Consider the following 20564-nt stretch of genomic DNA (forward strand, 5'->3'; position numbering starts at 1 on the left):
TCGGTCAATTGGTAGGTGTGATCCCGGCTTTCAAGGCGATGAGCGAAATCGGTTGGCCCGGTTGCGCGAGACGTCATCCAGAAAAGGTTGCCCATTCTGTGCCGTGATGTGGTGAGTGATGGCCCTGGGCGTTGACCCACGGAACCATCGTCGACCAATCTCAGATTCCCTCTTCTGGGGCGTGGGCCCCGAAGACTTGCCCTGTTCCGCCGGCCGAGGTTGGTGCCATAGCTATCATTTCCCGATTGCAGCATGGCTCTGGCGAGTACTCGGGGAGTGAGTTCTGCGGGACGCAGCCGGGTCATGGGGCTCCCGACGTTGTGGACCATGAAGGGATTGAGGGAGTTGGAATCGATATGCAGAGACCATCGACCGAGAGTCCTGCGGGCTTGCCCCAGAGTCCCCAACGAGTGAGGGCATGACCCGGCCGCTGCCGCCCGCGGAATGCGACGTACGGGTCAACATTGCAGATACAGAGAGATGCCGCACCCTGTCAATTCGGGTGCGGCAGTTTGGGGAGGCCTTGGTGGGGAGGATTGGGGGTGTGGACAGTGTCCACACTTTGGGTCACGGACTGGGCGGTACCGGTACCGGTACCGGACTGGGCCGGATTCCGTGTGTTTTGGCGGAGTCCAGTGTTTGCAAGGGCTGGAACCCGGTTCGAGTCCCACCTCGGGCAAAGTGTTTCCGCAGGTCAGGGGCCCTGATTGTGTTTCTTCGTGTTCACTTTGTGCATACTCTCGTCTCTGATCCGATGTTCCGGGTGTGTGGGCTCCCGGATAGAGCTATTCGGGTGTGTGGGGGAGGGGCTCTCTACGGCGGACCGGGTACCGCCCGGTGGAGTCTCGTCTTCGAGTACATCCTCTTTCGTCCCTTTCGTTGGGTTCGCGTTCACAACTTCATGGTGGCTAGAGCCGCCTACAACGTGACTTGCTGATTATTCTTTAGATGGTCCTGGGTTTGCGGCCGGTCCGGAATTTCCGCTCTGATACCTGTTCATGCAGGAATGCGGGGGGAACGGCATGACATGCAACAGATCCGGAGCAGACCATGGGCTCGCTGAGCGTGGCCAGGCGGTAGGCGGGGCCGGCCTCGGGGGCGAGTCTTAGGAACCGGTGGGCCTTGCTGCCATGGCCTTACCACCGATTGACCCGCCGCCGCCGGTCCAGATTTGGCCTCCGGTTTGCTGTCCCCGAACGGCAGTTCCACCCGCGGCGCCCTCCGGACCGATGCAGCCGCTGGGTATTACTCCCGTGCCGGACGCAGTACGCATAAGCGCCCCACTGCCAAACAGTCTGACGGTCTTCTCCGGGATTCGTGCTGGTGGTTTTCAAGCGTCTTCTCGGATTCCCGGCGACGCTGGTCCACGGTGCGCATCGGCGGCGTGATCGGCCTCTTCTGGCTCTCTTTATCCAAACCCTGGACACAGTCTTTCTCTCCGCCGGCAGAAGTCCCCGTCGCAGCAGTCTGTGGTTAGAACCCAACCCGGACCGGCCGGCGGGCCGGCGTTCCCGTGTCGTTTCCCAGTGGCGTCCACTACCCGTTGTCTGCGTGCTGGTCGGCGTCGGTCGCGGACGGCTGTTCGGTCCAGGTTGGCGGGTTGTCGGTGCCAGCAGCCTCATCGCGGGCGGCATCAGCGGCCGTCCCGTGGATATTGCCGGCCGCGTGGTGGACTGGCGCGTAGATCACGTGGAGTCGCATGGGTTTATCGCCGGTATTGGTGACATTGTGCCAGGTGCCGGCCGGGACGAGGATGCACCACCCGTCCGAAACGTCATGCTCGAAGGTCAGGCTGTCCTTGTCGGGTCCCATCTGGGCCTTGCCGGTGCCGGCGTCGAGGCGGAGAAACTGGTCGGTGTCGGAGTGCATCTCCAGCCCGATGGATTCGCCGACGGGGATCGACATGAGGGTGACCTGTAGGTAATCTCCGGTCCAGACTACTGTTCGATAGTTGTTGTTCTCGGTGGTGGCGGTCTCCAGATCGAAGGAGTTGGGCTGGGGGCCGATGTCGGTGAGTGTCATGTTGGGACGGTCCTTTCTGAGCGAAGTCGGTTGTTGTTCGGGGCCGGGTGGGGTGCTGCGTATTACCGTTCTACGCCGGAACAAACCCGTCCGGCAAGCATGGTAGTGCCGAGCTGCGCAGCGAAGCGCGTCGATAACACAAAGGCCGAGCATCGCTCTCGAACCTAGCGTTGGCCGCAATTAGCGGTAGTGCGCTCTGGCGGGCCACGGCACAGCGGCTGTGATACCCGCTGGAGATGACCTTCCCAACGGAGAAGAGAAACTGACGGGCGGGGATTGCCCCGGATTTCGTTGGCTCTCTGACCTGCCCCAGGGATTGGTTATCCGGGGTTTAGTGGTTCCAGGCGGGTTTTGGACAGTGACCACACTTTGGGTCACGGACTGGGCCGTACCGGTGCCGGACTTGGCCGGATTGCGTATGTTTCGGCGGGAGTCTCGTGCCCTACGCCTTATCTTTCTGCTACTTCTACCTACGTCGATACTGACATAGGGTGATATACACCACACGACTAACGTGCGGGAATTAAAGGAGACTCTCATGCTGCTCTGGATAGCTATCATTATCGCAGTTCTCTGGCTTCTCGGCCTGCTCGGCAACATCGGTGGCGGGTTAATTCACATACTTTTGGTTATCGCCGTAGTCGTCTTGATCATCCACTTCGTGCGCGGCAGATCCCGCGCTTAAGACACAAAACTGCGGTGCGCCCCTGCTGTACAGCGAGGTGGGAGCTGCCGCCGTTCTCGGGCAAGGCCTGCAAGTCCTTTGACCCGACCGACAGATGGCTCGGTACTGACGAACTTGCCCGCCAGCCGCCGGGCGGCCGGCCCTGAGGTGGGCTCAGAAGTCACCGGCGACGGCTGACCCGGCCAGCTGCGCCGCGGGCGGGGGTGAAGGGACGTCCCGCGGTGGATCCCCCGCGGTTGAAGGCGGGGGGCCTGAGAAGAGGCCGATCAGTCCGTCGATTTCCCAGTTCGCGGTGGTGGGGTGGCGGAAGTGCTGGTGGGGTTCAATGGCATAGCGGGTACGTCGTCCTTCCCGGATGCGGCGCAGGTATCCGCCGTCTTCGAGATCCTTGAGGATCTGCAGGGTTGAGCGCGGAGTGATCCCGACCTTTTCGGCGATGTCTTTCACGCGGGCGTCGGGGTCTGCGGCCACCGAGAGCATGACGTGTCCGTGGTTCGTGAGAAAGGTCCAGATTGGGCGCAAAGGTGTTGGCGGCGCCGGAGGAAGGGGCGGACTCGGTCCCTCTCCCGAACCGGGTGGTGGGATGGTCATGGTTTCTCCTCGCTGACGTTTCCGATGGCGCCTGCATGCCTGTCGGGACGCAGGCGCTGTGCCTTCGTGATGACCGTGCCATCATCTTGCCTTGCCGGTGTTACGAGGATGACGGCGCGAATTTCCCGTGCGGCGGCCTTGATGCTTTTCAGCGAGGCGCCTCCGGTGGTCCCTGCTTGTCTGGAGAGACAGGGCACCGCCCGGACCTGGGCCTCGGACGCGGTGCTTTCGAGCACCGGCCGGACCCGGGCGGCGATCGTCTCTGCTTCTGCACTCTGCCGGATCGCTGCGAGCCGGTGGGTGAGGGGGTTGAGGCTGAAGCCGGTCCGTTCCACCGGCACCAGGAGGATCAGGGGCCGGCCCTCCATTCTGGCCGCCACCGCTGCGCGCCGCGCAGTCTCAGGGGCTCCTGCGCCATCAAGTATCAGTGCCGCCACCGGGCGGACCGGTCTATCTTTCATGAGCGTCACCCTTTGCAGGTGAGTGCGGATCCACGTCTGATGTTCCGGCGTCGCCGTCTTGGGGTGTTGAGGTGGCTTTCGTGCCACGGCGTCTGCCCCAGAGCGGTTCCAGGGCGGCGATCTCCCCGGGTGAGGCGGTTCCGAAGGGGGAGTGTACCGGCCGCTCGGGAGCCCTGCGTTCCTGGCCGCGGGTGGCCCAGAGGCTGAGGCCGATGGACACCCCGAGGATGGTGGCGATGACGGCCAGGGACACCGGGGTGGGGATGTAGTAGATGTCGATTTTGAGGAGCATCTTGATGCCGACCCAGATCAGGACGAGCGCGAGTCCGATCTTGAGGTAGATGAAGCGGTGGATCATGTCAGCGAGCAGGAAGTACATGGCCCGCAGGCCCAGGATGGCGAAAGCGTTGGCGGTGAAGACCAGGAACACTTCGTCGGTGACCGCGAAGATCGCGGGGATGGAGTCCACGGCGAAGATGATGTCGGTGACCTCGATAAGGACCAGCACCGCGAGCAGCGGGGTGGCGAGCAAGACGCCGTTCTTGCGGATCAGAAAACGCTGGCCGTGGAAGTCGTCCGTCATGGGCACGCGCCGGCGGAAGAGTTTCAGCGCCCGGGACTTCTCCGGGTCCAGCATGTCGTTGCGGTGGCGGATCATCCGGTAGCCGGTGAGGAGCAGGAACGCGGCAAAGATGTACAGCACCCATCCGGCGCTGGCGATGATGACGGCGCCCGCCGCGATAAAGACGCCCCGGAAGACCAGGGCGCCCAGGACCCCGAAAAACAGCACCCGGTGCTGGTATTCACGGGGGACTGCGAAGTACGTGAAGATGATCGCCCAGATGAACACGTTGTCCACTGCCAGGGATTTCTCGATCAGGTATCCGGCGAAGTATTGCTGGCCAAACTCCGCTCCGTAGATCCACCAAATGAGGGCGCCGAAGCCTAGGCCGAAGGTGACCCAGACGGCGGACCAGAGCGCGGCTTCCCGGACACGGATGACGTGCGCTTTTCGGTGCGCGAAAAGGTCCACGGCCAGCATCAGGATAATAAAGGCAAGAACGGCCAACCAGGCCCAAAAAGGAACATTCATCAGGGAGCACCTGTTTCCAGTCAGTTCAACCAACTGGAGGTCTTTCCCGGTCCCAGGGGACCTGTCCCGCCGGGCCGCTCAGGGTCGGCCGTACTGACGACGGGACATTCAGGGGATACTCCCCTCCGTCCAATTAGTGAAACATACTTCACCTATACCGGCAAGGGGCCGTGGTGCCCTAGACTCGCCCGGCGCCCCAGGGTTTCTTGCAAACTTAACGGCCGAGACGCTGGACCACTGGCAGCCGGCGAGGCAAGCGCAGGTGGAGATTGGTGTGGACAGGCTCGGGCCGGTACGGGCAGACTGGCTGGCAAGGACGCACAGGAACGCCGCCACCGGGAGAGGACTCGATGGAGCACCTCAGCCGATTCGCCCGCGAGTTCGCCAAGGCGCTGAGGAACCTGCTGCCCATCGTCGTTGTCGTGGTAGTCTTCCAGCTGTTCGTGTTCCGCAGCGTGCCGGATGCTCCGCTGGAGAAGGCGGCTGGGCTCCTGATTGTGGCGGCAGGAATCGCGTTGTTCCTCCACGGTCTGGATCTGAGCGTCTTCCCGGTGGGCAAGAACCTGGCCAACCAGTTCGTCCGGCGCGGTGCCCTCGGGCTGCTGCTGCCCTTCGGATTTGCCATCGGCTTCGCGGCCTCGGTGGCCGAGCCGGCCGTGATCGCGGTGGCCGAGCAGGCGCAGATCGTCAGTGACGGCCGGATCAGCGGCCTGGTCCTGCGTTTTGTCATCGCCATCTCGGTGGGCCTGGTCATGGTGGTGGGCATCCTGCGCGTCCTGCGGGGCTGGGCGGTCCACCGGCTGCTGATCGGTGGCTACGCCCTGGTGCTGGGAATGACCTACATCGCGCCGCCAGAGATCATCGGGCTCGCCTACGACTCCGGGGGTGTCACCACCAACATTGTCAGCGTTCCCCTGATCACCGCGATAGGACTCGGGCTGGCCAATTCCATCCGCGGGCGGAGCCCGCTCGCCGACGGCTTTGGCCTCGTGGCGCTGTGCGTAATGGTGCCCATGGTCGGGGTGCAGCTGTATGGAACGTGGGTTTACACGTTCAGCGATGCCAGCGCCGTGCCCGTCCCGGACAATGGGTCGGACCCGACGGGGTGGGTTGTCGGCATGCTCCTGGGCCTGGCCTCGATGGTCCGGGAGGTCCTGCCGATCTTGGGGGTGGTGTTGTTCTTCCAGTACGTCGCGCTGCGTCGAAAGCTGGCCCACCCGCTGCGCGTCGTCGTCGGGTTCATCATGGTGCTCGTGGGACTCTATGCCTTCGTTGTAGGGCTCAGGATCGGCTTGTTTCCCATCGGTACCCTCATGGCCGAGCAACTGATCGAGCAGGGCCAACCATCGCTGATCCTGCTCTTCGCCCTGCTCATCGGCTTCGCCACCACCATGGCCGAACCGGCCCTGGTGGCGATCGGGGACCAGGCCCAGGACGTGTCCCTGGGGAAAATCAACGGATCCGCCATCCGGATTATCGTCGCTGTGGGCGTCGGGCTCGGGATCGCCTTCGGCGTTTACCGGATCCTGGTCGGCGGCCCCTTCCACTACTTCATCATGGCCGCCTACGCCGTCGCGATTGTCTTCGTCTTCCTGACACCGAAGTACGTGATCGCCCTGGCATTCGACCTCGGAGGAGTCACGACGTCGGAGGTTACCGTCCCGCTGGTCACCGCCCTGGGCATCGGACTGGCAGCAGCGGTCGAGGGCCGGGACGTGCTGATCGACGGGTTCGGGCTGATCGCATTCGCATCCATCTTCCCCGTCGTCGCCGTGATGGTGTATGCCATGGTGATGGAGCGGCTTCCCCGGCTTCGAAAGGAACCAGCATGAAATTCACCGCCATCATCGTGATCGCGCCCGACGACCTCGAGGACCACGTCATCACCCAGGCGCAGCGCGCCGGCGCCACGGGGGTGACCATCCTGCCGGGGAAGGGCATTGGTGGTGAGGCGAAAAAGACGTTCTTCGGGCTGACCTTCGAGGGCTCCCAGTCGGTGCTGCTGATGATTGTGGGAAGCCACCTGACTGCACCGATCCTGAAGGAAATGCATAAGGCCCTGGTCAGCGGCACCGAGTCCCGGGGCCTGGCGTTCGCCATCCCGATCGAGCACCTCACCGGAATCGACACCAGACAGGTGGTCCGGTTCGAGGAGCACCTGCGCCGCGAAGAAACCTGAAACCCACAGGTACTGTCCACGCATCCGATCAACGAGGAGGAATCACGTGCTGACCGTCAAGAATGTCATGGTGGCCAACGTCATTACCATTTCGCCCTACAGCACCCTGCGGGAGGCACTGGCCTCGATGAAGGACAACCAGGTCAAGAGCCTCGTGGTGGAGCGGCAGCATGTGCACGACGCCTATGGCCTCCTGACCTACAACGAACTGTTGCGGGCTGTCGTCGCGCAGGAAGGCGACGTGGACCTCCTCAACGTCTACGACGCCGCCACCATCCCGGCCATCACTGTCGGCGAGGATCTCTCCGTCCGCCAGGCGGCCGCACTGATGACCCGTTACCACCTCAACCGGCTGGTCGTCGTCGAGGGAAACCAGCTCGTGGGCCTGTTGGCGATGAACGACATCCTGTCCCGGCTGATGGAAGAACTGACGTAACACCCGGAAAGCTCCGGCGCAGTCACTCACCAGTCGCAACGAGGACGTCGGCGCGGGACTGAGCCAGCACCTGTTTGGTCACACTTCCCAGAAAAACCTGCTCCAGCAGGGGCGCTTCCCCGTGCCGGCCCATGATGATCAGGTCGCACTTCCGTTCCCGTTCCTGTTCAAGAATCTGGTGCAGCGCCTCCCCATGACAGGCGAGCAGCCGCGCGGAGTGCGGGGCCAGCCCGGCAGCTTCACTGAGTTCATGCATCTTTTCGTAAACTTTCTTCCGGGCGGCGGCAAGGAACGGTTCGAGGACTGCATCGATGTCCCTGGCGGCCCGGATTTTTCCCTCGAACGGAAATCCGTAGGCATGCATCAGGATGAGGTTGGCACCGGGCGCCACGGCGGATGCCGTCTTGAGGGCGGGGAGGGATTGCGCGGAGAAGTCCACCGGAATGAGCACGTTCCGGTAGGGACCGGACGGGGCACCTTTGACCACCAGCACCGGGCACCGGCTGCCCGCTGCCATCCTTGCCGCCGTCGAACCCACGACCAGGCGGGGCAGCGCACTGGTTCCGTGTGCCCCCAGGACCACCAGGTCGGCGGGCAGCTCGGCGGCGCGCGCCTCGAGTTCAGCGAAGGTGTCGCCGAAGGCGACGTGAACCCCGGCTGCGATTCCGTGGTCTTCGTTCAGCTTCCGGCCCAGCCCGGCGAGTTGTTCGCGCCCGGCGTCGATAACCTGCTGCTCCAGATCCTCCGGAATCCCGGGAACAAGCCGGCGTAGTTTGTCCAGGCCGGAGAGGTTTGTTGTATGAAACAGTTCAAGTGCCGCTCCGGTCTCCTTGGAGACGAGGGCGGCCCGGTCGGCCGCATGCCCGGCTCCGGTCGAAAAATCAGTGCCCGCCAGAATCCGGCGTAACGGGTTCATGCGCCAACCCCCTTTGTGCCTTGCGGATGACTCTTCAGTCCGGGCGACCTCCCGTCAAGGCCGACGCAGGAGATGCAAGGCAGTTGGAGGCTGCAGGAGCGGGTCCGGGAGCATGGAGGGCCGCCCTTTAGCTCCGCTCTCACGGAGACCCGCCCTTCAGCTCGGTCACGCCCGGCCCTTGGGAATCCCGCGATTGAACAGATCTGCGGGCCTCCCGATCGGGAAGTCTCGTGTTTGTCCGGGTGAAAGTGTTGCCGGGTCTCCCTCGATGATGACGTTGATGGGGTTGGCGCCGCCGGCGCGCAGGGCCAGGCGCAGCCTGGTTTTGTTGAGTTCGATCCGGATGTGCTGTTCACGGTAGTTGATGGAGAATGCGACCTCGGCAAGCTGGTCCGGGAGCGTCGGGTGTATTCGCAGGATGTCGTTCCGGATTTCGAGTCCGGTGTAGCAGCGGATGACCATGTCGATGGACCCGGCCATGGCTCCCAGGTGGATTCCTTCCCGGGTGGTGCCGCCCTGGATATCGGCGAGGTCGCTTTCGAGCGCCCGGGTGAGGAAAGTCCAGGACCGTTCCCGGTCGCGTCGTGCCTCCACCCAGGAATGCACCACGTTGCTCAGCGTTGACCCGTGGGTTGAGCGTGACCCGTAAAAATCGACTGTGCGCACGATGGCTTCGCGCGGGAGCCGGTAGCCCATATCCTGCAGGAGGTCCCGGAGCTCCTCGGCCGAGAAGAGGTACAGGAGCATCACCACGTCTGCCTGCTTCGAGAGCCGGTAGTTGTTGGTGCTGTCACCTTCAGCAGCGAGGATCAGGTCGAGCCTGCCGAGGTCGCCGTACCGGGCCCGGTAGCCGTCCCAGTCGAATTCCGGCAGGTTTTCGTACCCTTCGAACTGGCTGGGGACGCCGTCCGCGTGAAACGGAACGCGCAGCCGACGGCTGATGTGTTTCCAGCGGCGTATCTCATCGGGCCGTAAATTGAGCCGGTTCCGGAGCGGTTCGCAGTAGCGGCCTTCGAGCAGGCCGGCTGTCTCAACCGCCCGGCGCAGGACCCAGGCAGCCATGACGTTTGTGTAGGTATTGTTGCGCAGCCCCAGCCCCGCCGAGCCGGGGTACCCGTCGTGGAATTCATCCGGGCCCATAATGCCCTCGATGTCATACCGGTCCTCCCGTGCGTCGTAGCTGCAAAGGCTGGCGAAGAAGCGTGCCACCTCGAGGATCAGCTCAGCACCCTGTTCGATGAGGAACCCGGCGTCGCCAGTGGACTGGTAGTGGTGCCACACGCTGTAGGCCAGGGCGAGGCCCACATGCCGCTGACGCCGGGAGTTGTCCGGCATCCACTGGCTGTTGTACGGATTGTAGAGTTCCGTGGGCGTCTCCTCACGCCCGTCGATGGCGCTTTGCCACGGAAACATCGCGCCCTCGAAGCCGGCAGCCCGTGCGGCCGCGCGCGCCTCGTTTAGACGCCGGTAACGGTACCCGAGCAGCGCGCGGCTCAGGTCCGGGCGCCGAAGGGTGAGGACGGGATAAACGAAGAGTTCGTCCCAGAAGATGTGCCCGCGATAGCCCTCCCCGTGCAGGCCGCGGGCCGGTACGCCGGCGTCCAGGTCCACGTCAACGGCAGCCACCGTTTGCAGGACGTGGAAGGTATTGAGGTTCAGCGCGAGGGCCTGCCTCCTGCCGGAGTCCAGGGACACCCCGAAGGCCTCCCACAGAATCTGCCATTCCCGCTCGTGGGCGGCCAGCAACCCGTCCGCATCGCCGAGGCGGTGCAGGGAGGTTGCCACCGCCTGGGCGGGGGAGGCGATGGCGCGGTCGCGGGAGGTGTAGACCGCCGCGGTTTTTTCGACCCGGGTCGGGTGCCCCTGCTCCAGGTGCAGAGTGAATTCGTGGGCGACCCATCCGGCGTCGTCGCGCAGAAAGCGCCTGTCCGGGGTGAGGAGGCTGTCTCCGTCGAAGGCCCGGGTGCGGGCGCCCGTCGCCAGATGGATGCCGGATTGGGTGGTCTCCATATCCAGCAGGACGGTTTCGCCGTCGAGCTCGACGGCCCGGCGCGGCGTGAGGTGGGTGCCGGCCAGCAGCCGGTCCGCGGCGACGTTCCGGTTTGCAACCCGTCCGTTGATCGCCGTACGCACGGTCATGGGACCTGACCAGTTCTCGGCCTCAAACGTCGTGACGAGCACGGCGATGTGCGGGGCAGCGTGGGATACGAACCGCAGTGAGGTGACTTTGGTTGTTCTCCCTGCATCGTCGCAGAACCGGATAACGCGGGTCAGCACCCCTTTCCGCAAATCCAGCTCCTGCCGATAGCCAAGGATCCGGGCGGTTCCCGGATGGAACCAGTCGCCGTCGGCCACTTTGAACCACAGGGGCAGCCAGTTGGGGGCGTTGACCATATGCTCGTCCTCGACCGGACGCCGGTCCCGGTCCGTCCGCACCCGGTTGTAGACGCCGGCGAGGTAGGTTCCCGGGTAGTGCACGGCGTCCGCGTCGGCTTCGGGCGCGGCTCCCCGGGTGGCCCAGTAGCCATTGCCGACCGTGCAGAGCGCCTCGCGCAGCCCTTCGACCGTCGGATCGTAGCCGTCGTAGCCCAGCAGCCACGGGCTGCTGCCGGATTCGGCGCCGGCCCACCCCGGAAGTGTGGCATCGGCATTGGGGCCCGCAGCCGGATGCCCGGGGACAGAGTCGTCGGGGTGCGGAGCGCTGGTCATGCGGCCGGGACGTCGTTGCGGTGTGCCCAGCGTCGGACGCCCTTTTCGGCCTCAACGATGATCAGCACCGTTGAGCCGACGGCGATGCAGAGGAGCCACTCCCACGGACGCAGGGGCGTGAGCTCCAGCAGGCCGGCGCTGACCGGCCAGGTCATCACGGCCCAGTGCAATGTCTGGGCGGCCAAGGATACGAAGAGGAGCGGTTTGTTGGCCAGCAGCTTCAGCTGGAAGAGGGACCTGTTTTCTGCCCGGGAACTGTGCACCTGGAAGAAGGTGAGCACCACGAACATGGTCAGCGCGAAGGTCCGGGCATGGATTTCGGTGTACCCGTTGTGCAATGCGACGATGAAAGTCAGGATCACCGCCAGGGCCATCCAGCAGCCGGTGATCCCGGCCCGGAACCACAGCGTGCGCGAGAGGATGCCCTCGGACGGTGCGCGCGGCGGGCGCCTGAGTTCATCACCTTCCGCCGGTTCGAAGGTCAGGGCGATGTCCTGGGCGCCATTGGTCACCACGTTCATCCACAGCATCTGGACCGGCAGGAACAGCAAGGGCACCTCAGCGAAGACGCTCAAGGTCACGGCCACCAGGGCGGCCGCAGCGGTGGAGAGCAGAAAGAACGTGGTCTTGCGGACGGCGGAGAACGTGACCCGGCCTTCTTCCACGGCGTGCACGATGGTGACGAAGTTGTCATCGGTCAGCACGACATCGGAGGATTCGCGGGCCACGTCTGTGCCGGATTTACCCATCGCTACCCCGATCGCCGCCGCCTTGAGGGCCGGGGCGTCGTTGACACCGTCACCGGTGACGGCGACGATTTTCCCCGCGGCCTGCAGTGCGTGCACGATCCTGAGCTTGTCCACTGGTGAGACCCGTGCCGCGACGGACGTCTGTTCGAGGCGGGCGGCGAGCATATGGTCATCGAGGTCCGCCATTTCGTCGCCGGTCAGTGCGGGTTTGTCCGTCGAGAGTCCGAGCCGGCCGGCGATGGCCGTCGCGGTCACGGGATGGTCTCCGGTGATCATCATGACCTTGATCCCGGCCCGGCGGCAGTCCACTATGGCCGCGGCTACTCCGGCCCGCGGAGGGTCAGTCATTCCTTCCATACCCAGGAACGTCAGGCCCGACGGCGGCGGCAGCGGTGAGGGGAGTTCCTCGTTCTCGGCCAGTATCCGGGATCCGGCGGCGATAACCCGCAGCCCGTCCCGGCCCATCGCCTCGTTGGCGGCGTGGACCTGCGCCTCGTCCAGGGGCAGGGTGCTGCCGGGTCCCGCCATGTCAACGGACCCAGCCAACACCGCTTCCGGGGACCCCTTGACGTACAGGGTCCGACGCCCGCCGGCGTCCTGCTGGACGGTCTGCGAATAGCGCACGTGGGGTTCATAGGGTTGATGGGCCAGTGGTTCGGCTGTGCGCTCGGCTTCACTGATGGCGGCCCGGACGACGGCGGTCTTCGCCATCGCGGCGTCGACCGCGTCGCCGGAGTACTCCAGGTCCTCGTCCTCGGCGGAGACCGTTGCCTCGTTGGTCAGCGCACCGGCGCGCAGGACCGCGCGGACCAGCGGCGGGTCCGTTGCGCCGCCGTCGTCGTCCCCGTCGGAAATGTCCAGTGTGCCCGCGGGGGTCCAGATTCTCTCCACGGTTAGCCGGTTCTCGGTGAGCGTCCCGGTCTTGTCCGAGCCAATGACGTTGGTGGACCCTAGCGTCTCGACCGCGGGCAGGGTACGCACGATCGCGTTCCGCCGGGCCATCCGGGACACGCCCAGGCTTAACGCGACCGTCAGGACGATCGGGAGCGATTCGGGGATGGCGGCCACCGCCAGGCCAACGGCGGTGCGGAACATCGTGGAGACGTCGTTGCCGAGTACCAGCCCAGCAATGAAGATGAAAACGATGGCGGCGAGGACGATCAGGCCGATGCGCCGTTCCAGGCTGTGGGTGAGCAGCTGCAGCGGCGATTTGCCGGACGGCCCCTGGACGAGGGCATTGATTTCCCCCAGGGCAGTGTCGGCGCCGGTCGCAATTACTACACCACTGCCCCGGCCGCTGCCGACAAACGTCCCGCTGAACGCCACGTTCGCCTTGTCGGCATCGCCAACGTCTTCCGGCAGGGGAGCGGTGTGTTTGGAAGCGGCGAAGGACTCGCCGGTCAGCATCGATTCGTCCACCTGCAGGGCGTTGGCGTCGAACAGCCGCAGATCCGCCGGCACCCGTTCACCGCTCTCCAGCAGTACCACGTCGCCGGGGACGACGTCGCGTCCCGGGATCACCTGTTCGGTGCCGTCCCGCAGCACCCGGCACGACGGGGTGGACAGCGACTGGAGGGCAAGCACGGCCGCCTCGGCCTTGCGCTCCTGAAAGAAGCCCAGGGCGGCATTGATGCACAGGATGAGGAAGATCGCGCCGGCGTCCACCCAGTGCTGCTGGACCAGGGTCACCACGGCGGCCACGAGAAGGATGCCGATCAGCGGGCTGATGAACTGCCGAAGGAGCACCCGCCACCAGGGAGTTGCGCCGGCGATACTCAGCTCATTCGGGCCGGTATCCGCCAGCCGCCGGGAAGCCTCTGCGCCGCTGAGTCCCCCGGGACCCGACGACAACCCGGCGAAGACGGCCTCGGTATTCAGAGCGTGCCAAAGAGTCGGTTTCTCTGGACTCGAAGCGGATGTCGTCACAGGGGCTGCCATAGCCCAAGTCTTCACTTGCACGGGCACTCCGGCAAGGTACCTCGGAGAAAAGAGAACTGCCGTTCACCATGTGGCAGGGACTTTCCTCACGCCCGGCACGCCGCCCGGCACGCCGCCCGGCGCCGGGCCCAGAGCTACCAAGGCACTCCCGCTTGGTTTGCGCATCAGGCTACCAGCCAGTTAAGTGTGGGGGTTCGGTAGTGTCGGGTCATGGATAGCGGCACCTTGGTCAATTTCTTGTTGGTTCTCTTTTTCGTGCTGTTGGGAGGGGTCTTCGCCGGTACGGAGATGGCGCTGGTGTCCCTTCGCGAAAGCCAGGTGCGTCAGATAGAGAAGCTGGGGAAGGGCGGGGCCAGGACTGCCGCTTTGGCCCGGAATCCCAATCGATTCCTCGCAACTGTCCAGATTGGTGTCACGTTGTCGGGCTTCTTCTCAGCCGCCTACGGCGCTTCCACGATCGCACCCGATATAGAACCCCTCCTGGAAGGTATGGGGATGGGCCCCGCAGCAGAGCCGGTCTCCTTTATCGGAATGACCTTCCTGGTCGCCTATATGTCCCTGGTGCTGGGTGAACTGGTGCCCAAAAGGCTGGCGATGCAGAACGCTGTCGGCTTCACGAAGGTTCTGGCCCCTCCGCTGATCACCCTGTCGGAAGTCATGCGACCTGTCATCTGGACGCTGTCCGTCTCAACCAATGCCTTGGTCAAGCTAGTGGGCGGCGATCCCCACGCCAAACAGCAGAGCGTCAGCTCCGAGGAACTCTGGGACATGGTCGCGGAGAGCGACATGCTCGAGGAACACAGCCGAAACATCCTGAGTGACGTGTTTGGGGCAGCGGACCGCTCGTTGCAGGAAGTCATGCGACCGCGCACTGAGGTGGCTTTCATCGACGGCGCCCTGAGCATTGCGGCCGCCCGCGGCATGGTCAGGGAGGGCCCGTTCTCGCGCTATCCCGTGATTGGCCGGACCGCGGATGACGTCCTCGGTTACATCCACATTCGTGACCTGATGCCCCGGGACGCGGAGTATGACGAGATGGCCGTGAAAGACATTGTTCGTGAGATCCTCCCGCTGCCGGGAACGAACAGGGTGCTGCCTTCGCTGGCCAGAATGCGCAAACTGGGTCATCACATAGCGCTGGTGGTCGACGAGTACGGGGGCACAGACGGCATCGTCACCCTGGAGGACCTAGTCGAGGAGCTGGTGGGCGAAATCTACGATGAGTATGACACCGGGGCCGACCACGAGGATCGCGTCAGCGTAGTCAACGGATCCGTCGACGTCGACGGCGGCCTGATTCTGCAGGAGTTTGCGTCAGTGACCGGCATAGCACTGCCCGACGGGCACTACGAAACAGTCGCCGGATTCGTCATGGACCGTTTGGGCCGCCTGCCCCGGATCGGGGACCGGGCGGAAGTTCCAGGCCACGTGTTGACGGTGACAGCCATGGACGGGTTGCGCATTGCACGGATCCGAGTGACGCCTGTGAACGACAACTCGGAGGAAACTTGAGCTTCGTCGGGCGACGTCAATCCCGCCGGCATTGCTGACGGCTGGACCGTACGCCAAAAAGCCCCCGAACGACGGTGAGGAGCCCGGTGCCGCCAAACCACGGTCTGAGGTGTGACGGCCACCGACATCCGGCAGACCCTGCAACATCGACCCCACCCCTTGGTGGAATTCAGTTCGAGTCCCACCTCGGGCACGGTGTTTCCCCTGTTCAGGGGCATTTTTGGTATTTTTTCGTGTGCACCTTGTGCACACTCTCGCCTCCGATCTGATGTTCCGGGTGTGTGGGTTCCCGGATAGACCTATTCGGTTGTGTGGGGGGCGGCTCATTACGGCAGACCGGGTGCCGCCCTGCGGCGTCGCGGCTGGGAGTTCATCCTCGTTCGTCGTTCCGTCGGGTTTTCGCGTTCACTCGTTCATGGTGGCTAGAGCCGCCTGCAACATGATGTGCCATGGTTCTTTAAATTGACCCAGGTTTGCGGCCGGTCCGGAATTATGAACCGGGCCAGATGGCCCTGGGGCAGCTATTCCTCCAACGACGGCGGGACCAGCACCACCGCAGCGGGCTCAAACGACTTGAAGCGCTTGTTGATCCCGCAATTGGCATCCATCGGCCCCTCGGCCGGAAGCTCGGCACGCTCCACCAAGGACTCGTCGAACAACCCAGCCTGCGCGAAAGAATCAATATCCATACCCCCGACTCTCCCAGCCACCCCGACAGGACCTGGTCAATCCACCGGTGTTCGAAAGAACCGGCACCCTGGTTGCTGACCCACGCACCTAGTGGCTGGTGCGCTTGGGTTTGCCCCATAGGTCGGCGTGGAATAGCGGAGCCAGCAGACAGAAGTTGAATGCTCCGGCAGCGATCATGACCCCGCCGAGGACAGCCAGCAGGGTGCCCCACAGCCCGCCGACGGTCAGGATTCCTACTGCAGCCAGCCCCAGACCGGCTATTATCCGCAAAGCCCTGCCAGCAGTGCCGCGCATAAAGCTTACAAATTCCATGATCAATCTCCGTTTCTCGGGTAGATACTGTGTTAGACGCCGCCGGACGGTGAAGTGGACATGCAGGAGCCAGTCAAATGCTGAGTGCAGAAGAATTCGTCGCAGGACTGGAAGAAGAGTTGCCCCGACTGCGGCGTGCGGCGTCGCGTATGGCTCCTGCGGGCATGGAACCCGATGACCTGGTTCAAGACGTCCTCGAGCGGGCGTGGCGCGCGAGGGAGGTTTTTCGTGGGGACGCGCGCCTGTCCACGTGGCTCTTCCGGATCCTGATGAACAGAGCCACCGATCTTGGGGGCCGAAGCCTTCCACAGGCCGCAACCTTGGATGATCTGAATCTGATTTCTCTGACGATTAGCGACCCCGCCGGGATCGTGGAGAAGGCGGAGAGCATGCAGAGGCTCCGGGCGGCCATGTCGACGCTCGGCGTCGAGGACAAAATGGTCCTCGTTCTTCACGACGGTGAAGGATGGAGTGCGGCTCAAATCACTCAACTAAGCGGGTGGTCTTCCGCTGCGGTGTATAAGAGGATTCAGCGGGCGAGGCTACGCCTGATCCAGGCGCTGTCCGAGACGCCCGGCGTCATCGTCGGGCAGCGCCAGGAATGCCGCGACGCGCGGGGGCACCTTGGACAGTATTTTGACGGGACTCTTGAGCTCCGAATCATGGAAACGGTTGACGAGCACCTCCAAAGTTGCCGTGATTGCCCGCCCCTGGCCCAGGCCCTCGTCGGTCTGCGGGCAGCTCTGGCCCGCAACGCACCAGTACCGGCAACCAGGGCAGGGTTGGTAGACGCTATACGCCTACTGCGTCTGGAAGCCTCTTCACTGCAGGACCAAGACGGCCGCTGAAACTCTTCATGGTCCCGTCGCGTGCACCGGACGCCGGCCCCGGGGGACAACCCGGATAACACCCGTTCTCATCGTGATTCCAATTGCACAACTCGACTGTGGGCAGGTTAGTTCGGCCGCGGGCAAACGGAGCATGCCGGCTATGCTCACAGTTGAAGTCAGTTCATCTGACGCCTGGAAGGTACCGTCATGAGGGAGTCACGACCAGACAAGACGAGGCCTTCGCGCATGAAGAACACCGCCGGCAACACCGCTGGCCGGGGCCGGGGTGTGGGGGACCGCCGCTGACCGCGTTCCATTTCACCTTTGTCTTCGGCGTCATCAGCGCGCTGACGACGCCGTGTACGAAGGGGCCAGAAGCGTCACCGGCCCGTTCCTCGGCGCGCTCGGTGCTTCGGCTCTCCTGATCAGTGTCATCACGGGCGCGGGCGAAGAGGTCGCCCTCGTTCTGCGCTTGGTCTTCGGACGCCTGGCGGACCGGCCCGGCTGCGCTGGTCCCTGGCCAGTACCGGCCACGGCCTCACCGCACTCTCGGTGCCGCTGCTCGGGATAACCAGCGCCTTGTGGATTGCGTGCCTGCTCGTTCTGGCCGAGCGTCTGGGCAAGGCCGTGCGGAGTCCCGCGAAGGACACCATGCTCGCCGAGGCCGGCACCGATGCCCCGGCAATTCTGGACATACACCGCATTCTCCAGCCTGACGATGTTCGGCTACGCGACCTTCGGGCTGCTCTTATTCCACCTCGTCACCACAGGGCTCCTGACGCCCCGCACTGGTGCCCGTCCTATACGCGGTAGCCATGGCAGTGGATGCTGTCGCGGCCCTGGCGTCCGGCTGGCTCTATGACCGGATCGGGTTGAAGGTGCTCCTTGTCCTTCCGGTGCTCGCAGCGGCCGTCCCGTGGCTCGGTTTCAGCAACAGAACCCCGCTGGCCATTACGGGGGTGCTGCTGTGGGGAGCAGCAATGGGCGTTCAGGAAAGCACCATGCGGGCCGCCGTCGCAGAACTGTCGCCGGCAGGAAGGCGTGGCAGCGCCTACGGCATCTTCACCGCCTGCTACGGCATGGCCTGGCTGGCCGGAAGCATACTCATTGGGATCCTCTACGAGCAGTCCGTCTTCGCCTTCGCAGTTACCCTGACCGTCACCCAAGCCGCCGCCCTGGCCGTATTCATCGGGGTCCGGCCCCATCGGGCTGCGTCCGTCGCCTAGCCCCTAGACCTTGTTACTGGAGCCGCAGCGAAGCGACGGACCTACCCGAGGTCTTGGCAGCGGCAGGTCCTGTCCGGCGCAGGAGGGAGCATCCCTCCTTCGTGGCCCGGGTTGATTCAGCCCCCTTCGAGGCAGCATGCGGTAATGCTGCTATTCGTGTGTCCAGACTTTGATCGAGGACAGCAACAGCAGCAGGACTAGCAGGGGAATCAGGACAAGGCTGGGAACTACGCCCAACAGGAGGCCGCCGATCACTGTCCCGGTGATGGAGCCCAGCGTCATGGCGACGAGAAAGCGTGTGTTCTGTCCCAGAGCGGCGAAGCTCTTGTCTCGGCTGAAGCGGGCCATCGCGACGAGCATGGTGGGAAGCGAGACTGCCAGGGAGAGGCTGCCGGCGATCTTGATGTCGGTGCCGTAGAGCAGCACGATCGTGGGGATGAGCAGCTCACCGCCGGCGACGCCCATCAGGGCTGCGACGACGCCGATGATGACGCCGGCAGCGATGCCGAGCACGGTTCGCGGGCCGGCGGGAATGTTGGGGGTGGCGACGGCGAAGAAGTGGGTGACGAAGAGCAGCGCTGCAATCAGGACGAGCAGGACCGCGATGACGCGGTACAGGTTTTTGGACTTGAGTCGGGTGGCCCAGTGGGCTCCGATCCAGGCGCCGATGAGGCTTCCGGCCAGGAGGTTCAGGACGATGAACCAATAGGGTGAGAGCTCTGCCAGGGGGACGCTGATGAGGCGGGCTGGCAGGGCCGTGATGACGACGACCAGGCTCATGGCCTTGTTCATGATGATGGCTTGGAGTGCGGCGAAGCCGAAGACCCCGATGAGCAGCGGCAGCCGGAACTCGGCACCGCCGAGGCCGATCATGCCGCCCAGGACACCGATGATGGCGCCGGCAAGGAAGACCAGGGTCAGGGATTGCTGTCGTCCCGGTCCTGGTGTCAACAGTGGCAGAGCGGGGCTTTTCATACCTGAAAATTATCAGCAGCAGATCAGCCCGGCACCGCTGGCCGCATGTCCCCGCAATGCCGAGCCCTCCCAGCAGCACCGCCTGGCGGCGGCTGACGGGCTGCACCACGGGCCCTCACCGAGCACTTTGACTCTTCGCGCGGCCTCGGCTGACAGGTAGAGTCCGAGGTCCCGGTCCATCCGTGCCGGCTTTTTACGCATCCGCACACCCGCCGGCGGAAGGCCGACTGGTACTTAGGCCGCTGCAGTCAGGGGTGGCGCTGGCTGCTTCACCCTGGTGGCAGGCCTCGGCGCAGATCCTGCAGGGCTCGTGTGGTCAGGAGGCGTCGGCGGGACGGAACGTGACTCCGCCGTGGGTGGATAGGACGAGCCCGCTGGCCGTGGCGGCCCAGATGGTTGGGCTTGCCTCCGCGCCCTTGACTGCCCCCGCAGCCTGGACCGTGTCCTGGATTTTGCCCTTTCGGGTCCAGGTCGCGCCGGCGTCCGCCGGGACGGTGGACGGGCTGCATGCGGACAGGGCAAGGATGAGGCCGGCGCCGGAGGACACCGGTCAGAGGGTGGCCAGCAGGTCCTGCATTTCCTTGATTTCGGCCTCCTGGGCGGTCACGATGTCTTTGCTGAGTTGGATCGCGTCGGCGTTCTTGCCCTGGGACATCAATGGCCAATAGTTTTCGTGCCCACGGGCTCGCAGATGCGGCAGCTCACGGCTAATGCCGCTGTCCCGCGCAAAACGCTGAAAGGGTATGCCGCCAAGGGCCGGCGTTTGCGTGGGTTGTCCGGTCCCACGGCTGGTCGTGTCATGTCGATGAGCCGCGGAGAGACCGAGCAGATTCGCAGCTGGGCGACGGAGAACGGGTACAACCCCAGCCCCGCGGACGTTCAGCCAAACCATTAGGCAGGCGCATGCTTAGGACGCCGCGCAGGGATATACGGAGGTCAGGGTCGCACTTCCATTTTGGACCGCTTTTGTTGAGTGCGGCTCTACTGAACATAGGAGGAAACCATCCGCGCGAGTCCAGGAGTCAAACGCGGAGTCGCCACGCGGGCGGCGAGGAAATAGACGTTGACCGCTCTGTCCTGAAGAGTGGCACTGTCGGCGACCGCTTGATGGGAGTGATTCAAAGCGCTGTCGAAGGTTTGCGCTGGCCGGTGGTTGTGTAACGGATTGGTTTCGGTTGTGGGGTGACCCATCCGGGACGGGGGTGTTCCCGAAGTACTCCTGACAGATCAAGCCGGACCC

18 protein-coding genes and 1 pseudogene are annotated in these 20564 nt (G+C 64.3%); 7 read left to right on the top strand and 12 right to left on the bottom strand.

The genetic code is table 11. The annotated features are described in order from the left end of the window. Window positions 1-1536: 1536 nt before the first annotated feature. Complete coding sequence (locus tag ACZYZ3_RS17865; RefSeq protein WP_463965142.1) at window positions 1537-2022, bottom strand: cupin domain-containing protein; 486 nt, start codon at window positions 2020-2022, stop codon at window positions 1537-1539. Between the two features lie 538 nt (window positions 2023-2560). Here ACZYZ3_RS17865 and ACZYZ3_RS17870 point away from each other — a divergent pair. Then, on the top strand, window positions 2561-2707 hold the full coding sequence (locus tag ACZYZ3_RS17870) for a lmo0937 family membrane protein (RefSeq protein ID WP_463965143.1): 147 nt from the start codon (window positions 2561-2563) through the stop codon (window positions 2705-2707). Between the two features lie 153 nt (window positions 2708-2860). Here the strand turns inward: ACZYZ3_RS17870 and ACZYZ3_RS17875 are convergent, their stop codons facing one another. The 3 genes from ACZYZ3_RS17875 to ACZYZ3_RS17885 all read right to left on the bottom strand — a co-directional run bounded on the left by ACZYZ3_RS17875 (window position 2861) and on the right by ACZYZ3_RS17885 (window position 4852). After that, window positions 2861-3187, bottom strand: coding sequence for a winged helix-turn-helix domain-containing protein (locus tag ACZYZ3_RS17875; RefSeq protein WP_463965144.1), 327 nt, complete (start codon window positions 3185-3187; stop codon window positions 2861-2863). Between the two features lie 107 nt (window positions 3188-3294). Then, on the bottom strand, window positions 3295-3759 hold the full coding sequence (locus tag ACZYZ3_RS17880) for a hypothetical protein (RefSeq protein ID WP_463965145.1): 465 nt from the start codon (window positions 3757-3759) through the stop codon (window positions 3295-3297). Continuing rightward, the gene (locus tag ACZYZ3_RS17885) at window positions 3749-4852 is read right to left on the bottom strand and encodes a TerC family protein (RefSeq protein ID WP_463965146.1); all 1104 of its coding nucleotides are present in this window, start codon (window positions 4850-4852) and stop codon (window positions 3749-3751) included. Before ACZYZ3_RS17885 ends, ACZYZ3_RS17880 begins: the two co-directional genes overlap by 11 nt. A 350-nt stretch (window positions 4853-5202) precedes the next feature. Here ACZYZ3_RS17885 and ACZYZ3_RS17890 point away from each other — a divergent pair, with 350 nt between their 5' ends. Genes ACZYZ3_RS17890 through ACZYZ3_RS17900 form a run of 3 tightly spaced genes read left to right on the top strand, consistent with a single transcriptional unit; the run spans window position 5203 to window position 7467 of the window. Then, window positions 5203-6684 carry a DUF1538 domain-containing protein gene (locus tag ACZYZ3_RS17890; protein WP_463965147.1) on the top strand — a complete coding sequence of 494 codons (1482 nt, stop codon included), beginning with the start codon at window positions 5203-5205 and terminating at the stop codon, window positions 6682-6684. Then, window positions 6681-7031, top strand: coding sequence for a P-II family nitrogen regulator (locus tag ACZYZ3_RS17895; RefSeq protein ID WP_463965148.1), 351 nt, complete (start codon window positions 6681-6683; stop codon window positions 7029-7031). Before ACZYZ3_RS17890 ends, ACZYZ3_RS17895 begins: the two co-directional genes overlap by 4 nt. 46 nt (window positions 7032-7077) lie before the next feature. After that, window positions 7078-7467, top strand: coding sequence for a CBS domain-containing protein (locus ACZYZ3_RS17900; protein ID WP_463965149.1), 390 nt, complete (start codon window positions 7078-7080; stop codon window positions 7465-7467). 22 nt (window positions 7468-7489) lie between these two features. On the opposite strand, the gene ACZYZ3_RS17905 is transcribed toward ACZYZ3_RS17900, so the two are convergent. The 3 genes from ACZYZ3_RS17905 to ACZYZ3_RS17915 form a co-directional block, all read right to left on the bottom strand. Further along, window positions 7490-8383: a universal stress protein gene (locus tag ACZYZ3_RS17905; RefSeq protein ID WP_463965150.1), complete on the bottom strand. Its 894-nt coding sequence runs from the start codon at window positions 8381-8383 to the stop codon at window positions 7490-7492. 165 nt (window positions 8384-8548) lie between these two features. Continuing rightward, the gene (locus tag ACZYZ3_RS17910; RefSeq protein ID WP_463965151.1) at window positions 8549-11092 is read right to left on the bottom strand and encodes a glycoside hydrolase family 65 protein; all 2544 of its coding nucleotides are present in this window, start codon (window positions 11090-11092) and stop codon (window positions 8549-8551) included. After that, window positions 11089-13779: a cation-translocating P-type ATPase gene (locus tag ACZYZ3_RS17915; protein ID WP_463965152.1), complete on the bottom strand. Its 2691-nt coding sequence runs from the start codon at window positions 13777-13779 to the stop codon at window positions 11089-11091. Before ACZYZ3_RS17915 ends, ACZYZ3_RS17910 begins: the two co-directional genes overlap by 4 nt. 210 nt (window positions 13780-13989) lie before the next feature. On the opposite strand from ACZYZ3_RS17915, the gene ACZYZ3_RS17920 reads away from it, so the two are divergent. Continuing rightward, the gene (locus ACZYZ3_RS17920) at window positions 13990-15291 is read left to right on the top strand and encodes a hemolysin family protein (RefSeq protein WP_463965153.1); all 1302 of its coding nucleotides are present in this window, start codon (window positions 13990-13992) and stop codon (window positions 15289-15291) included. A 521-nt stretch (window positions 15292-15812) separates the two neighbouring features. On the opposite strand, the gene ACZYZ3_RS17925 is transcribed toward ACZYZ3_RS17920, so the two are convergent. Both ACZYZ3_RS17925 and ACZYZ3_RS17930 read right to left on the bottom strand, forming a co-directional pair. Beyond that, on the bottom strand, window positions 15813-15980 hold the full coding sequence (locus tag ACZYZ3_RS17925; RefSeq protein ID WP_463965154.1) for a hypothetical protein: 168 nt from the start codon (window positions 15978-15980) through the stop codon (window positions 15813-15815). A gap of 88 nt (window positions 15981-16068) precedes the next feature. Then, complete coding sequence (locus ACZYZ3_RS17930; RefSeq protein ID WP_463965155.1) at window positions 16069-16293, bottom strand: YgaP family membrane protein; 225 nt, start codon at window positions 16291-16293, stop codon at window positions 16069-16071. A 77-nt stretch (window positions 16294-16370) separates the two neighbouring features. Here ACZYZ3_RS17930 and ACZYZ3_RS17935 point away from each other — a divergent pair, with 77 nt between their 5' ends. Next, window positions 16371-17141, top strand: a complete 771-nt coding sequence (locus ACZYZ3_RS17935) for a sigma-70 family RNA polymerase sigma factor (RefSeq protein WP_463965156.1) — start codon at window positions 16371-16373, stop codon at window positions 17139-17141. 773 nt (window positions 17142-17914) lie between these two features. Next, a complete protein-coding gene (locus tag ACZYZ3_RS17940; RefSeq protein ID WP_463965157.1) occupies window positions 17915-18349 on the top strand; it encodes an MFS transporter in 435 nt (144 codons plus the stop codon). Between the two features lie 150 nt (window positions 18350-18499). Here ACZYZ3_RS17940 and ACZYZ3_RS17945 read toward each other — a convergent pair whose 3' ends face one another. The 3 genes and pseudogenes from ACZYZ3_RS17945 to ACZYZ3_RS17955 form a co-directional block, all read right to left on the bottom strand. Continuing rightward, window positions 18500-19324 carry a sulfite exporter TauE/SafE family protein gene (locus tag ACZYZ3_RS17945; RefSeq protein WP_463965158.1) on the bottom strand — a complete coding sequence of 275 codons (825 nt, stop codon included), beginning with the start codon at window positions 19322-19324 and terminating at the stop codon, window positions 18500-18502. Window positions 19325-19640: 316 nt separating this feature from the next. Next, window positions 19641-19871 (bottom strand): hypothetical protein, encoded by a 231-nt coding sequence (locus ACZYZ3_RS17950; protein WP_463965159.1) that lies wholly within the window; start codon window positions 19869-19871, stop codon window positions 19641-19643. A 3-nt stretch (window positions 19872-19874) separates the two neighbouring features. Next, a pseudogene (locus tag ACZYZ3_RS17955) lies at window positions 19875-19976 on the bottom strand (DUF305 domain-containing protein); the annotation flags it as partial. Window positions 19977-20564: the final 588 nt, after the last annotated feature.

It is taken from the genome of Pseudarthrobacter linnaei (assembly GCF_055412825.1).